Origin of the sequence: Sphingobium ummariense RL-3 (assembly GCF_000447205.1) — a bacterium.
Taxonomy (GTDB): domain Bacteria; phylum Pseudomonadota; class Alphaproteobacteria; order Sphingomonadales; family Sphingomonadaceae; genus Sphingobium; species Sphingobium ummariense.
In genome coordinates this window covers 18,873-32,539 of sequence record NZ_AUWY01000121.1, presented here as the reverse complement: position 1 = coordinate 32,539, position 13,667 = coordinate 18,873, and the positions used below count along the sequence as shown (strand labels likewise).

The window sequence follows — 13,667 nt, the reverse complement described above, 5'->3', positions numbered from 1 at the left end:
CGTAAGCGTGGTCTGAGGGCCGCAGTGATGATCAGGCCTCGTTGATGGTGTGAGCGGCTTTGCCGGAGGCCCTGCGTTTGGCGAGCGTGGCCATGCGAGTGTGGATTTCGTCGGGGCTGATGTCGTCGGGATCAAAGGGACGCCCATACCATTGCAGCACTGACTTGCGTTCCGGATGGCGCGGCTTGGCCATGGCTTCAAGAAATTCCTCGAAGCCCGGGAGACCGCCGACATCCTCGGGTGGTGCGCGGCGCGCGCCGTCGACGAACCGGGGGTAATGCAAGGCCGGATCGGCGGAGAGAACCTCCTCGATGACGATGCTGTGCCGCCAGTCGTCGCCAAAATCATATGTGTAGGAGAAGGCGGTGACGCCGCGCTCGATGAGCTTGGTGAGCCGCTGGTTGCCGGCGTCGCGGGTCGGCGGGTCCATATAGTCATCGTCGAACCGGATGCCGTAGCTGGCCTCGCCGATATCGAAGCGAAACAGGTGGTAGTTCTCGAACAGCATAACGGCCTGGATCGCCAGATGCAGGGTCTTGAGGCTGTTGGAGATGGGCAGTTCGACCCGCCGCCAGATGGCGGGCTTGATGTCGTCGAGTGTGATGCGAATCCGGGCGATCTGGTCGGTCATGCCGCCATGCTGACGGGCGTGCCGCCGGCTGTCCAGTTCCAGGGCATGAGCTCGTCCCAGCGCGAGGCTGGCCAGTTGCTGGCGATCTTCTCGACGACGTCGGCGATATAGGCCTGCGGCTCGACGCCATTGAGTTTGCACGTCTCGATGATGGAATAGATGGCGGCGGCGCGTTCGCCACCGGCCTTCGAGCCGGTGAACAGCCAGTTCTTGCGGCCGATCGCGATGGACCGGATCGCCCGTTCGGCGATGTTGTTGTCGATCTCGGCGTAGCCATCATCAAGGAAGCGGGTCAGCGCCGTCCAGCGCTTGCGGCCATAGGCGAGTGCCTTGGCCATCGCCGACTTTGGCGACAGGCGACGCAAGGCGTCGTCGATGGCGGTGCGCAAGTCATCGACCAGCGGCTTGCAATGCCGTTGCCGGTGCTGACGCCGAACATCGGGCGGTTGCCCTCGAATATCGGCCTCATGCCGATATAGCTGCGTAATCCGCTCCAAAAGGTCGGTCGTGAGCGGCGTTGGGCTAGTGGCGTGGTTCTCGAAGATCTTGCGCCGGAAGTGCGCCCAGCAGGCGACCTCTCTCACCCGGCCGTCCTCGTAGAGCTTGTCGTAGCCGGCATAGCCGTCGGCCTGAAGGAGGCCGGAGAAGGATTTGAGCTCGGTCTGCGGATGGATGCCGCTGCGATCGGGCGTGAACTTGTACCAAACAAGCGCCGGGCCGGCGACGCCTGAAGCCCGATCATCGACGACATAGGCCCACAGCCTGGCCGTGGCAGTCCTTCCCCTGCCGGGATCGAGCATCGGCACGGGTGTATCATCGGCGTGGATCTTGCCGGCCTTGAGACCTTCCTCGCGGATACGGCTGACGATGGGATCGAGCAGCGCGGCGGCCTGTCCGGCCCAACCGGCCAAGGTCGAGCGATCGATATCGATGCCCTGTGCCGCCATCATCTCGGCCTGCCGATACAAGGGCAGATGATGATCGAACTTGTTCACCACCACATGGGCCAGCGTTGCGAAGCTGGCTTTGCCGCGCGCAATCGCCTTGGGCGGCGCCGGCGCCTGAATGATCTTCTCACAGGAGCGGCAGCTATACTTGGGACGCACGGTTCGCATGACGCGCCATTGCACGGGTAGCACGTCGAGCATCTCGTCGCTGTCCTCGCCCAGCGGGCGCAGCGCGCCGCCGCAATCGGGACAGGTGCAGGTGCCGGCCGCCGGTTCAATACGACGCTCCTCGCGCGGCAGATGCGCCGGCAACGACCGGATCGGTGCCGGGCGTTCATTGCGATCCGCAAAGGACGAACGCGTGCCGGCAAGTTGGGCTTCGCCCTCCAGTTCTTCCAGCGCCAGTTCCAGCTGTTCGATCTGCAGGGACAGCTTCTCGGAGGACTGACCAAAGGTCATGCGGCGAAGCTGGGCAAGCTGAACGCGAAGGGCCGCAATGAGGCTGTCGCGTGCCGCCAAGGCCGCTTCCAGCTCGGCGATCCGGGCGTCCTTGTCGAGGAGGGAAGAAGCAGCGTCCGACACGGCGAACCGCTAGCATAAAGTGCCTCTTTGCGCCACAAAAACAACGGTAATCCGCCATTAGCCGGCCAAACATGGTGCTGCTGTGCGTTCCGGCCGGCGCCAGTCAATGCCCTCTAGCAGCATCGATAGCTGCGCCGCACTGAGGATCACCTTGCCCGTCTTGGTAGTCGGCCAGACGAACTTGCCTCGGTCCATCCGTTTGGAAAACAAACACAGGCCCTGACCGTCATACCAGAGCAGCTTCACCAGATCGCCGCGCTTGCCCCGGAAGGCAAACAGGGCGCCCGAATGCGGGCTCTGCTCAAGCACCTGCTGCGTCATCACCGCCAGCCCGTCGAACCCTTTGCGCATATCGGTCGCGCCACAGGCCAGGAATATCCGGGTGGAGCCTGTGCCCGCAAAGCCGGGGAGCGGGATCATCGGGCAGTCAGGACCGCGAGCACGCGTACCAGCGCATCGGTGTTGACAGATCCATCCACGGTCAGACGTACGCCCGACGGAAGCTCGATCCCGATCTGGCCACATGTGAGCGTCGGTTCAGGTGGCGCTGTGGCCGGCATCGGCGGCCCGGCCACTTCAACTTCGGCGAAAGATGTCAGTGCCGGCAGTTGCACTCCGGTCAACTCGCCCGACATCGCCTGCCGCCGCCATGTGTAAATCTGGCCGCTGCCAACCTCGTGCCGTTCGCAAGCATCCAGGACCGATCCGCCCGAACCGAACGCATCGCGCAGAATCGCCAGCTTCTGCTCCACCGTCCAGCGCCGCCGGCCCGATATCCGGCCAACGACCTCAATCCGAGTGGTCATATGACCGCTCGTATGACTACTCGCCCCATCAGCCTCGCTATCGTCCAAAACCGCCGCTCCCCAAAAGAGCCGCAATCAGCCTATCCTACCGATCTCGCGCAAGGCGGCCTGCTCACCACGCTTACCCCAAACCAGTCATCGGCTTGCGATGACCTTCGCTTAGCGGGGGGCTTCTAAGCCGCTCAGCGGCGAAGAGCTAGAGCTTGAAAGCAGCTTTACATTGCTCCCTACCGGGGCCGTTGCAAACGGCAGCTACCGGGAACAACCCGGCTTTGACCCGCCGGAAGCCGTTGTCTCAGTCGTCGGCGGCCGACTCTGGTGCAGCTGCTACCTCATCATTGGAGAGCAGCACGCGTCGCGGATGCGGCACTGCCTCCAGCGCCGTATGGCGGTCGATCTCCATGAGGGGTTTGATGCGCCCGTCTCGGATGTCGTAAACCCAGCCGTGCAGCCACAGATCCTGCTTCTTCGCGAACGCATCCTGCACGGTAACGGTGCGGGCTAGATTGATAAGCTGATCGCGCACATTGAACTCGACGAAGCGGTTGACCTTCGTCTCCGGCGTCGGCTGGTTGCCCAACTCCTCCCAATGGTCGTTGGCGACGTCACGTGCGGTCTGCAGCCACTCATCTACCGGGCCGGTCGTGCCGCCATCGAGTGCTGCCTTGATGCCGCCGCAACCATAGTGGCCGCAGACGATCAAATGCTTCACGCCCAGGACGGTCACCGCATATTGCAGTACCGACATCAGGTTGAGATCATCGTCATTGACCAGATTGGCGATGTTGCGGTGGAGGAACATGCCGCCGGGGGGCGTCATGGTCATTTGCTCGGGGCTGACGCGGCTGTCGGAACAGCCGATCCACAGGAACTCTGGCTTCTGCCCATGCGACTGACGTTCGAAGAAGTCCGGCTTCTCTTCGATCAACTCGATCGCCCAAGCGCGGTTGGCGAGAAGAAGTTGCTTGTAGTTCTTCATGAGAAGCGAACTTCCGAAGTTGGTGCGTTGATCAGCGGCGCGCTCCGCTCGGCGATGTCGCCGCGCACTATGACAGCGATATTGCGGTATGCCGCGCCCTTGATGAAGGCGTTGATGACATCGACATTGTCGAGATCGACATAACTGGTGGAGGACAGATCAATTAGCAGATTGGCGTTGTCCGGAACCCGGTTCAACTCCTTCTGAAGCTCGTACTTGTGGATGAAGTACAGGTTGCGGCGGGCACGGATCAGGCAATCGCCTTCATCACAGACGAAGGTGATCGCCGAGCGGAAGTTGCGGGCCACGACGAAGATGAAGCCGACGACCAGGCCAATGTGGTGCGCCCCGCAGCAGGCCTCCATGGCGACCACGCAGGTCGGCAACTTGCCGGCGAACGCGATCACTGTCTCGCGCCGCATCCGGCGGCGCAGCACGATCCTGCCAGCCTCATCGAGCCCAACCAGACTGCAGCTGTTCTTCCCCAAATCCACACCGAGCACCGCAATACGCATCGTCCATCCCTCCAAGTCAGCCAGATCGCAGCCTACTGCATCCGGCTTCAATAAGGGGCGGGCCATCCATAAAAGGGGGACTCATCGACGCGCTCTTGGCCGCTCGCGGGGCGGGTTCACGAGTAAACTTCACTGTTTGGCTGATGCCCTCGGACGACCACTCGCCTTCCACCTGACAGTCGGTGAAGCGGCTGACTGCAAGGCATATGACGCCCTGATCGGTCTGTCCGAGCGCGCACCTGACGCTTTGCTCGCCGACAAGGGCTACGACGCCGACACAATCCGTGCTGACCTTGCCAAAAGGAATATCGAGGCCGTCATTCCGGGCCGGTCAAACCGCCGCGTGAAAATCGAGCACGATCGGGCGCTCTACAAGCAGCGCAACCGGATCGAGCGCATGTTTGGGCAGCTCAAGATCAACCGCGCCATCGCCACACGATACGATCAACTGGCCAACAGCTTCCTCGGAATGGTCCATCTCGCCACCGCCAGATACTGGCTCAAATTTGTCCACGCCGCCTAGCTTGCCAGGGACCGCCACTCCGCCACGGCGGCGGAGCGTCTTTCCTTGTAGGTTTGTCGATCGACGAGGTGACGTTCGAGAGCAAAGTAGTTGTGGAAGTTGGCGTGGACGGAAGCAAACTTTTGTAGGGATCGCATCTGCCCGAAGCGGAGCATCGCTCGCTCTCGTCGTCGGAAGGGGAGGTGGCTGTTCTCCACCCTGTTGTTGGCCCAGCGGCCGATCTCCTGTTTGTCGCGGTTGCCAAGCTCGTTCATCGCGGCACCATGGGATCGCAGGCCGTCCGTGGTGATTGCTTCCGGCGACCCGTGACGCTTCAATGCCTTCTTCATGAAGGTCAGGGCCGCCTTTTTGTCGCGGGTTTTCGTGACGTAGCTCTCGAGTATCTCGCCTTCGTGATCGACGGCGCGCCAGAGATACACCATCTCTCCGTTGAGCTTCACATACATCTCGTCGAGATGCCATTGCCAGTGTCGAAAGCCCCGCATCCGGCTGACTCGCTGCCGTCTGATTCGTGGGCGAAGAGCGGTCCGAAGCGGTTCCACCATAGCCGTACAGTTTCATGGCTGATGTCGATGCCGCGCTCAAACAGCAGATCCTCGACGTTCCGGAGTGATAGCGGGTGGCGGACGTACATCATCACCACGAGCCGGATCACCTCGGCGGAAGAGTTAAAATAGCGGAACGGGCTACGGGATGGTGGGTTCATCCCGCCGATCTAGCTGCTGTCAGTTTGCTTTGACAGCGCCCCGCCGGGCTCTGTTCGGACCGGAAAAAAGCTGTTCGCACTGGAAATGGCGTGGCCCCATCCCTACAAGGTTTGGCTGCGGATAACCCGAGTAGGTCATTGATATGTCGATCACCTTTCTGCTTGTCGCAGAGTTTTTGATGAATTTCGATCTCTCGCGCCCGCAGACCCCGGGGGCCGGCCACTGTCCTTCAGAACGTCGCTGAGGCGCCATGACCAGAGCATCGGAAAAGGGCGATTGGTCTGCTTTGTTTGTAGCCGCCGAGCGGCTCGCGCGGGCGCGGTCGTTCGAGCAGATTGTCGAAGTTGTACGCTCCGCCGCCAGGGAGATTATTGGCGCTGATGGAATCACCCTTGTTCGCTGCGAAGGGGACGAGTGCCACTATATCGCAGAAGATGCGATCGCACCGCTGTGGGAGGGCCAGAAGTTCAAATTGTCCGAATGCGTCTCGGGATGGGTGATGCAGAACGGCAAACCCGCGGTGATACCCGACATCTATACCGATGAACGCGTTCCCCAGGCCGCATATCGACCGACCTTCGTCAAAAGCATGGCGATGATGCCGGTTCAGGCGGGGGCTTCACGGGCCTCCATCGGCGCTTACTGGGCCCGTGCCAATGCTCCTGATCAGCCAGCGCTGGACCAGCTCCAGAGGCTCGCGGACTTCGTTAGCGCCGCGATGGACAATGTGGCGCTTCAGAACGGCTTCCAACTGCTCAACCGAACCGGAGCTGCGGTCGCGGCCGAGCGGGATCTTGACCGTATCGTCCAACTGATCACGGATGCGGGGGTGGAACTGACCGGCGCCGAGTTCGGTGCCTTCTTTTACAATCTCGTCAATGAGAAGGGCGAGAGCTACATGCTCTACAGCCTGTCTGGGGTACCACGAGAGGCATTTTCCAAATTTCCGATGCCCCGCAACACGGCCGTGTTCGCCCCCACATTCTCGGGCGAGGGTGTGGTGCGGTCGGATAACATTCGGCTCGACCCCCGCTACGGCCACAATACGCCGCGCAAGGGAATGCCCGAAGGCCATCTACCGGTCACAAGCTATCTCGCTGTTCCGGTGGTTTCACGGACAGGGGAGGTGCATGGCGGGCTTTTCTTCGGCCATCATCGTGAGGCCCAATTCACCCCGGAACATGAAACTGCGGTATTGGGGATCGCGGGCCATGCCGCGACAGCGATCGACAATGCACGGCTGTACCAATCTTTGGAGCGCGAACTGATCGCCCGCCGTGCTGCCGAGGCAGCGCTCACGGATCTGAACGCCACGCTTGAGAAGCGGATTGAGGAGCGGACGCAGGAGATCCGGGCAGCCTATGACAAGCTGAAGGAGAGTGACCGGCGCTTTCGCATCCTAGTCAATGGCGTGACCGACTATGCGATCTACATGCTGGATACGGAAGGCCAGGTTACAAACTGGAACGCTGGAGCGGAACGGATCAAGGGATATGCCGCCGACGAGATCATCGGTCGTCACTTCTCCACTTTCTATACCGAGCGCGACCGCGAAGCGGGGAAGCCGGCTCAAACCCTCGACACCGCGACACGCACCGGTAAGTTTGAAGCGGAGGGCTGGCGCGTACGGAAGGACGGCACCGAATTCTGGGCAAGTGTCGTGGTGGACGCGATTCAGGATGAGGAAGGAAAGCTGATCGGCTTCGCCAAGATCACACGAGATCTCACCGAGAAGCGGTTTGTTGATGAACAACTGCGTCAATCTCAGAAGATGGAGGCGGTCGGCCATCTCACCGGCGGCATCGCGCACGACTTCAATAATCTGCTCACGATCATCACCGGCAACATGGACATTGCTGCTCGCGCCCTGGACAAGAACGAAGGGATCGCGCGAGCCCAAAAAGCGATCGGCAATGCCATGAAGGGCGCGGAACGCGCCGGAGCACTCACCCAGCGTTTGTTGGCGTTCGCAAGACGCCAGCCGCTGTCGCCAAAGCCGCTCGACCTGGACAAGGTTGTAGCGGGTATGTCTGACCTGCTCAATCGCTCACTAGGCGAACTCGTGAAGCTCGAGATCGTCACCAGCCCCGGACTATGGCCCGTCGAAGCCGATCCCAACCAGATGGAGAATGCGCTCCTAAATCTGGCCGTCAATTCGCGAGACGCCATGCCGAATGGCGGGACCCTCACGATCGAGACAGCCAATGCCCATCTCGATACTGCATATTCGGCGGCACATGCTGAGGTGCCGGCTGGCAACTATGTTGTGGTGGCGGTCAGCGACACGGGCCTCGGCATGCCCAAGGAGCACCTCGTCCGGGTTTTCGAGCCGTTCTTTACCACAAAGGAGGTCGGACGCGGGACGGGGCTTGGCCTCAGCCAAGTGTACGGGTTCGTAAAACAATCGGGTGGACACGTGAATGTCTATTCGGAAGAAGGCCGAGGTACGACCGTCAAGATGTACCTGCCCCGCTTTACTGGCGAGTTAAACGCGGTCACGGACGTCGAACTGGGTCGGCTGGACGGCCCAGGCGCCGCAGGCGAGACTATCCTGGTAGTCGAAGATGACGACGAGGTGCGCGCATTCTCCGCGGAGGTGCTGCGCGAGCTTGGCTATACGGTTTTGGAAGCGGCGGATGGGACAGCGGCCTTGCGCATCCTTGAACAGCCTGGCGTTGAAGTGGATCTGCTGTTCACCGACGTGGTGATGCCAGGCATGTCGGGGCGGGAATTGAGCGACGAGGCGCGCAAGCTGAGACCCGCCCTCAAAGTGCTCTTCACCAGTGGCTATACCCGCAATGCCATCGTCCACGGCGGACGGCTCGACCCGGGGGTTGAACTAATCCCGAAGCCTTTTACGTCGCGAGCGCTTGCCGAGCGTGTGAGGGAACTCCTCGACGCGGGCAAATGCCGGAGGCTCCTGGTCGTGGAGGCAGACCAGACGCTGCGCCTCCTGGCCGCCGAGGCTTTCGCCGCCGCGGGCTACCATGCCGAACTGGCAGGCACCGCTGGTGAAGCACTTGGAGTATTGCGCGCTGCACAGGGGCGCTTCGATGGCATCGTGATCGATGGTGAGTTGCCCGACAAGGATGGCTTTACGCTACTGTCGGAGATCCGACGGCTGTTTGCAGATTTGCCTGCCGTCATAACCGTCTCGGCCGGCGACTCCCGAGCCATTAACGATCCGCGAGCCGTTCGGATTGAACAGCCGTTCTCTGCGACTATGATCATCAATGCCCTTACAAGCTTCGAACGGCAGGGTTGACGCTCGCTTAGCTTCGTGAGCTATCGCTGCGCGAGCCGCTGTTGAAGTAGCGCCATGGGCTGACGGGGTTGTGAAAGGCATAGCTCCGCCGCTACGGCCAACCTCTCGCCGGTTGGTGCACTCACTTTGACGGCGCCTTCCCCTCCCGACGCCTCGCTGACCGCAATCCAGAGATAGTAGCCGCAATCCGCCGACGGCCCGGTTCCTGCGACTGGGGCACTTTGAGTCAGGCCAATCATGGTAAGACTCAAAGGAGGACCCCCTGTGAAGACTTGGTTCATCACCGGCGCATCGCGCGGTTTCGGCGCCCGGATCGCCCGTCTCGCCCTAAAGCGGGGCGATAATGTCGCCGCCACCGCGCGCGAAAGGGACAGCGTCATTCAAGCGCTCGGCACCCACCCCAACTTGCTCGCATTGCCGCTCGACGTCACTGACGAAGGGCAAGCGCGGACCGCGGTGGCCGCGGCAACCGATCGCTTCGGCCGGATCGACGTGCTGCTCAACAATGCGGGTTTCGGCCTGCTCGGTGCGGTCGAGGAAGCGACGGGCGAGGAGGTCGAGCGCCTCTATCGCACCAATGTCTTCGGTCTGCTGGGCATGACCCGCGCTGTGCTGCCTGTCATGCGGGCGCAGCGCTCAGGGCGTATCCTCAATATCTCGTCGATCGGCGGTTATTGCGCGGGCCCTGGACTTGGCATTTATTGCTCGACCAAGTTTGCCGTGGAAGGGCTCTCGGAGGCGCTCTACCATGAGCTCGCGCCGCTCGGCATCCATGTGACGGTGGTGGAACCCGGCTATTTCCGCACTGACTTCCTCGACGCCAGTTCGTTGTCGGTCAGCACGGCAGCGATCGCGGACTACAGCCAGACCGCTGGCACTGTCGTTACCGTGGCCGCCGGCCTCAATCATGTACAGCCGGGCGATCCCGACAAGCTGGCGCAAGTGCTGGTCGCCTTCGCCGATGTGCCCAATCCGCCGGTCCGCCTGCCGCTGGGCAGCGACACGGTGGCAGCGATCGAGGCCAAGCATGCATCGGACGCTGCAATCCTCGCCGAATGGCGTGACCTATCGGTCTCGACCGACTTCGCCGCCGATCCGGCCGGCTGAGCCGGTTACCGCGAGTTAAAGGAGAACCGCCATGACGATCTCATCGCTCCAGTCCCGGGTCAGCTTTCCGCTCGCGGCCATTTGGTACCGGGCCGCCTTCTGGATAACGATGCTGGCGCTGCTCGGCATCGCCGGAACGCTGGCATCCCTGGGGTTGATCCTCATCCGGACGGCGTTGCCTAGAGACGCCGCCGGAATTCGCTTGGCGTCACGCCCGTGACCTTGCGAAAAGCAGCCGAGAAGGATGACGGCGTCTGATAACCCACCGCCAGCGCTATTTCCGTCACTGGGAGCTCCACCATGACCAGCAGTTCGCGGGCTCGGGCGATGCGCTGGTTCACTAGCCAGATGTGAGGTGTGCAGCCGGTCGCCTTGCGGAAAGCGGTGCAGAAATGGAACCGGCTGAGGTGAACGAGGCCCGCCAGCTCCTCGAGACCGATCTCCTCGTCCAGCCGGGCGCGCATATAGTCGGTGACGCGCCGCACCTGCCAGTCGGCCAAGCCCCCGCGCGGTTGTGGCACCGATAGCGCGCCGAAAGATGAATGGCTGCGCACCAACTGGACGCACAGCAGGTCGATCGCTTGTTCGATAAACAGGCGCGAAGCTGGATCTGGGGACGCCGCCTCGCGGCTCAGCAATTCCATGATTCGCGCCGCCGATGGATCATCAAACCCGACGCGCCCCAGCAGCTCCACCCGCTGTCCCGCCAGCTGTTCAGCGCAGGCCTGGAGGCGCTGATCGGGCAGATAGACGTGCGATACCTCGATCGGGCCGTTGATATCCCAACGTCCGTCATGCCCTTCCGGGATCAGGGTGATTGTCCCGCCACGCGTGCGGGACGCGATGCGTTTTCCCGCCGACCGCCACACGATGTCATGGTCCGCGCCATAATAGGTCATGACGACATGCGTGGAGAGACCGGGCAGCGTGTCGTGCAGCGCGCCGTGGCCCCAGCGATTGGTGAGCCGCGTTTCCCCCTGCAACGGATCGCCGGCAAGCTCAGGCGGCTTGTCGAGGATGCGCCCGATGCTGTTCACCGCATCGGTGGCGGAAGGCGCCATCGAAGTTACCCGGCCCGCCTGCAACGCCGTTCCTTTCCCCTGTCACCGCGAATGACAATAATAGCTACCTTTGACCTGGATTAAAATCCTTCCACTTCCCTCAGGCAGGAAAGCGATGGCGGGAAAGGGCGTGAACGAGGCATAGTGCCGCGCAACCTGATTCTCACGGGGACTCGATGGCGGCTGAATCCCATGCGCTTGACCTGTTTCCCGTGCTTGTCCTCCTCGGCGCGGCAACGCTCGCGGCGCCACTGTCACAGCGGTTGGGCCTGGGATCGGTGCTGGGCTATCTGGCGGCTGGGCTGGTCATCGGTCCGTTCGGGACGGGGCTACTGTCCGATCCGGCACAACTGCTACACGTCGCGGAACTGGGCATCGTGCTCTTCCTGTTCCTGATTGGGCTGGAGATGCGGCCGTCACGGTTGTGGAAGCTGCGCGGCGCGATATTCGGCATCGGCCTTACGCAGCTTTGCCTTGCTGCGCTGGGGTTGACCGCCGTGGGCGTGGTGACTGGCTTTCCCGCGGTGCCGTCCTTCGTGGCGGGCATCGGCTTCGGGCTGACCTCGACTGCGATTGTTATGCGGTTACTGGAAGAGCAGGGCCGTTTCGACAGCGGGGCAGGTCAGGAAATCGTCGCCATCCTGCTGCTGGAGGACATGGCGATCGTCCCATTGCTGCTGATGGTAACTTTTCTCGCCCCCGCCGCCGTGGAGAGCACTTCGGGCCGCGGGATCACCGGCATCCTCGTGGGTGTGACATCGATCGGCGGCCTCTTCCTAGCCGGTCGTTATCTCCTCAATCCGCTGTTCCGTCTGCTCGCGGGCAGCCAAGCGCGCGAAGTGATGACGGCAGCGGCACTGCTGGTCGTTCTGGGAGCGGCCTGGCTGATGCAACTGGGGGGCTTATCCATGGCGATGGGCGCTTTCCTCGCTGGGGTGCTGCTTTCAGAATCGATCTTCCGGCACCAGCTGGAGGCCGACATAGAACCTTTTCGCGGCATCCTGCTTGGCCTGTTCTTCATCGCGGTGGGGATGTCGCTCGACCTTTCCGTCGTCGCGCAAAACTGGCGGCTGATCCTGTTCTTCGCCTTCGCCTATATGGCGACGAAGGCGGCGGCGATCTACGCGGTGGCGCGGCTGTTCCGGTCTGGCCATGAGGAGGGCGCTTTCCGCGCCGCGATCATGGCGCAGGGCGGCGAGTTCGCCTTTGTCCTCTATGCCGCCGCGCACGGCGTGGGCATCATCACCCGGGATCAGGTGGCGATCCTCAACGCGATCATTATCTTGTCCATGGCGCTGACGCCGCTCGTCATGCTCGCCTTGCGGCAACTGCGCGGCGCGCGCCCGCCGGAGACAATCGCGTCGAACCTGCCGCAGGGGCTCAGCGCCCGGGCACTGGTCATCGGATTCGGCCGTTTTGGCCAGATCGCCAGCCAGTTTCTGTTGGCGCGCGGCGATGACGTGTCGATCATCGACACCGATATCGAGATGATCGACGTTGCGCGAGATTTTGAATTCGAGGTCTATTATGGGGACGGCACGCGGCTCGACATTCTGCGTACTGCCGGGGTGGACAAGGCGGCGGTGGTCCTCGTCTGCGTCGACAATCCGATCGCCACGACCCGCATCGTCGAGTTGCTGACGGCCAATTTCCCGCGGGTGCCCGTCCTGGCGCGAGCGAGTGACCGCGTTCACATGCAGGTGCTGGACGGGAAGGGGGCGGCTTTCTCAATCCGCGAGACGTTTGAATCGGCGATGATGCTGGGACAGAAGGCGATCGAGCTGCTGGGCGCTACGACCGAGCAGATGCGGGACTATGGCGATCGCATCAGAGCGCGCGATGCTGCGCGGCTCGAGCGGGAGCAGTGGGGTGACGTGACGGGCGTGCGTGCTCTTTTCAGCGGTGACCGAGCCAAGGCTGCGATCGACCTTTCGGTCCACGAGACGGCGCCGGACCGGGTTGCGAGCAGGCAAGAGAAGGCCAACGGCACCTGAAAAGGCACCGCCGGCTCGGTCTGTGAATTCCCTTACCGCGGTTGCACGCGGCGCCACAGGTCGTCAAACGCATAGGCGTCGAAGAAGGCATGGGCGCGCACGATTCGCCCGTCCTTCAGCTGGAGCAGCCAAGCGTAGCTGTTCACATAGGTCTTGTCGTCTCGGGCGACGCCTCGCGCATCGAAGTGCACAATGACACTGTCACCTTCGGCATAGATGCGACGGACGGTGGGGACCAGCCGCTCCGCCATCCGGCCATTGAAGGGCCGGATGACCTCGCTCATGAACGCCTCTCGGTTGTGATAGGTCTTGCCGGCCAGCGAGTTGCCGGTGATGGTCCACAGCGCATCCTCGGCGAGCAGGTCGTACGGACCGCCGGTGCCGTCCCGCCAGGCCTCGAAGCTGCGGGCGATGGCGGCGCGGTTGCGGGATTCCTCGCTGCCGGCGATGGCGCCCGCCTTCTGCGCGCCGAGCACGACGAACCCGACAACGGCGGAGAGCGCCGCGATACGGGCGATGGCTGAAATCGTCTTCAACATGGTTCCTCTCC

Annotated in this window: 12 protein-coding genes and 2 pseudogenes; 5 read left to right on the top strand and 9 right to left on the bottom strand. The window is 62.4% G+C overall.

Going from position 1 to position 13,667, the window contains the following annotated elements:
• Positions 1-31 precede the first annotated feature (31 nt).
• The 6 genes and pseudogenes from M529_RS44130 to M529_RS50080 all read right to left on the bottom strand — a co-directional run.
• Positions 32-631 (bottom strand): plasmid pRiA4b ORF-3 family protein, encoded by a 600-nt coding sequence (locus M529_RS44130; RefSeq protein ID WP_021317575.1) that lies wholly within the window; start codon positions 629-631, stop codon positions 32-34.
• The gene (tnpC, locus tag M529_RS44125) at positions 628-2,160 is read right to left on the bottom strand and encodes an IS66 family transposase (protein WP_021317576.1); all 1,533 of its coding nucleotides are present in this window, start codon (positions 2,158-2,160) and stop codon (positions 628-630) included. The genes M529_RS44130 and tnpC overlap by 4 nt, the downstream gene beginning before the upstream one ends.
• A 57-nt stretch (positions 2,161-2,217) precedes the next feature.
• Positions 2,218-2,580, bottom strand: a complete 363-nt coding sequence (gene tnpB, locus M529_RS44120) for an IS66 family insertion sequence element accessory protein TnpB (protein ID WP_021317577.1) — start codon at positions 2,578-2,580, stop codon at positions 2,218-2,220.
• A complete protein-coding gene (gene tnpA / locus M529_RS44115; protein WP_021317578.1) occupies positions 2,577-2,966 on the bottom strand; it encodes an IS66-like element accessory protein TnpA in 390 nt (129 codons plus the stop codon). The genes tnpB and tnpA overlap by 4 nt, the downstream gene beginning before the upstream one ends.
• Before the next feature lie 295 nt (positions 2,967-3,261).
• Positions 3,262-3,945 carry a carbonic anhydrase gene (locus tag M529_RS44110; protein WP_021319628.1) on the bottom strand — a complete coding sequence of 228 codons (684 nt, stop codon included), beginning with the start codon at positions 3,943-3,945 and terminating at the stop codon, positions 3,262-3,264.
• A gap of 332 nt (positions 3,946-4,277) precedes the next feature.
• Positions 4,278-4,460 (bottom strand): annotated as a pseudogene (locus tag M529_RS50080) (IS110-like element ISMmg1 family transposase); the annotation flags it as partial.
• Here M529_RS50080 and M529_RS50425 point away from each other — a divergent pair.
• Positions 4,384-4,983 (top strand): IS5 family transposase, encoded by a 600-nt coding sequence (locus tag M529_RS50425; RefSeq protein ID WP_236617734.1) that lies wholly within the window; start codon positions 4,384-4,386, stop codon positions 4,981-4,983. The pseudogene M529_RS50080 and the gene M529_RS50425 sit on opposite strands and share 77 nt — an antisense overlap.
• On the opposite strand, the pseudogene M529_RS50800 reads toward M529_RS50425, so the two are convergent.
• A pseudogene (locus M529_RS50800) lies at positions 4,980-5,689 on the bottom strand (IS6 family transposase). The gene M529_RS50425 and the pseudogene M529_RS50800 overlap by 4 nt on opposite strands.
• A 251-nt stretch (positions 5,690-5,940) precedes the next feature.
• On the opposite strand from M529_RS50800, the gene M529_RS44100 reads away from it, so the two are divergent.
• The 3 genes from M529_RS44100 (at position 5,941) to M529_RS49440 (ending at position 10,282) form a co-directional block, all read left to right on the top strand.
• Positions 5,941-8,955 carry a GAF domain-containing protein gene (locus M529_RS44100; RefSeq protein ID WP_084491302.1) on the top strand — a complete coding sequence of 1,005 codons (3,015 nt, stop codon included), beginning with the start codon at positions 5,941-5,943 and terminating at the stop codon, positions 8,953-8,955.
• A 264-nt stretch (positions 8,956-9,219) separates the two neighbouring features.
• On the top strand, positions 9,220-10,062 hold the full coding sequence (locus M529_RS44095) for an oxidoreductase (protein WP_021319623.1): 843 nt from the start codon (positions 9,220-9,222) through the stop codon (positions 10,060-10,062).
• 31 nt (positions 10,063-10,093) lie between these two features.
• Positions 10,094-10,282, top strand: a complete 189-nt coding sequence (locus M529_RS49440; protein WP_152522657.1) for a hypothetical protein — start codon at positions 10,094-10,096, stop codon at positions 10,280-10,282.
• Here M529_RS49440 and M529_RS44090 read toward each other — a convergent pair.
• Positions 10,242-11,123, bottom strand: a complete 882-nt coding sequence (locus M529_RS44090; protein WP_021319621.1) for an AraC family transcriptional regulator — start codon at positions 11,121-11,123, stop codon at positions 10,242-10,244. The genes M529_RS49440 and M529_RS44090 overlap by 41 nt on opposite strands.
• Positions 11,124-11,299: 176 nt before the next feature.
• Between M529_RS44090 and M529_RS44085 the strand changes: the two genes are divergently transcribed.
• On the top strand, positions 11,300-13,117 hold the full coding sequence (locus M529_RS44085) for a monovalent cation:proton antiporter-2 (CPA2) family protein (protein WP_021319620.1): 1,818 nt from the start codon (positions 11,300-11,302) through the stop codon (positions 13,115-13,117).
• A gap of 32 nt (positions 13,118-13,149) precedes the next feature.
• Here M529_RS44085 and M529_RS44080 read toward each other — a convergent pair whose 3' ends face one another.
• Positions 13,150-13,656, bottom strand: a complete 507-nt coding sequence (locus tag M529_RS44080) for a nuclear transport factor 2 family protein (protein WP_021319619.1) — start codon at positions 13,654-13,656, stop codon at positions 13,150-13,152.
• Positions 13,657-13,667 lie beyond the last annotated feature (11 nt).

Excerpts from the sequence above, each read along its gene's own strand:
- M529_RS44130 (WP_021317575.1), bottom strand. The coding sequence starts at position 631 with ATGACCGACCAGATCGCCCGGATTCGCATCACACTCGACGACATCAAG.
- tnpB (WP_021317577.1), bottom strand. The coding sequence starts at position 2,580 with ATGATCCCGCTCCCCGGCTTTGCGGGCACAGGCTCCACCCGGATATTC.
- tnpA (WP_021317578.1), bottom strand. The coding sequence starts at position 2,966 with ATGACCACTCGGATTGAGGTCGTTGGCCGGATATCGGGCCGGCGGCGC.
- M529_RS44110 (WP_021319628.1), bottom strand. The coding sequence starts at position 3,945 with ATGAAGAACTACAAGCAACTTCTTCTCGCCAACCGCGCTTGGGCGATC.
- M529_RS44100 (WP_084491302.1), top strand. The coding sequence starts at position 5,941 with ATGACCAGAGCATCGGAAAAGGGCGATTGGTCTGCTTTGTTTGTAGCC.
- M529_RS49440 (WP_152522657.1), top strand. The coding sequence starts at position 10,094 with ATGACGATCTCATCGCTCCAGTCCCGGGTCAGCTTTCCGCTCGCGGCC.
- M529_RS44090 (WP_021319621.1), bottom strand. The coding sequence starts at position 11,123 with ATGGCGCCTTCCGCCACCGATGCGGTGAACAGCATCGGGCGCATCCTC.
- M529_RS44085 (WP_021319620.1), top strand. The coding sequence starts at position 11,300 with ATGGCGGCTGAATCCCATGCGCTTGACCTGTTTCCCGTGCTTGTCCTC.
- M529_RS44080 (WP_021319619.1), bottom strand. The coding sequence starts at position 13,656 with ATGTTGAAGACGATTTCAGCCATCGCCCGTATCGCGGCGCTCTCCGCC.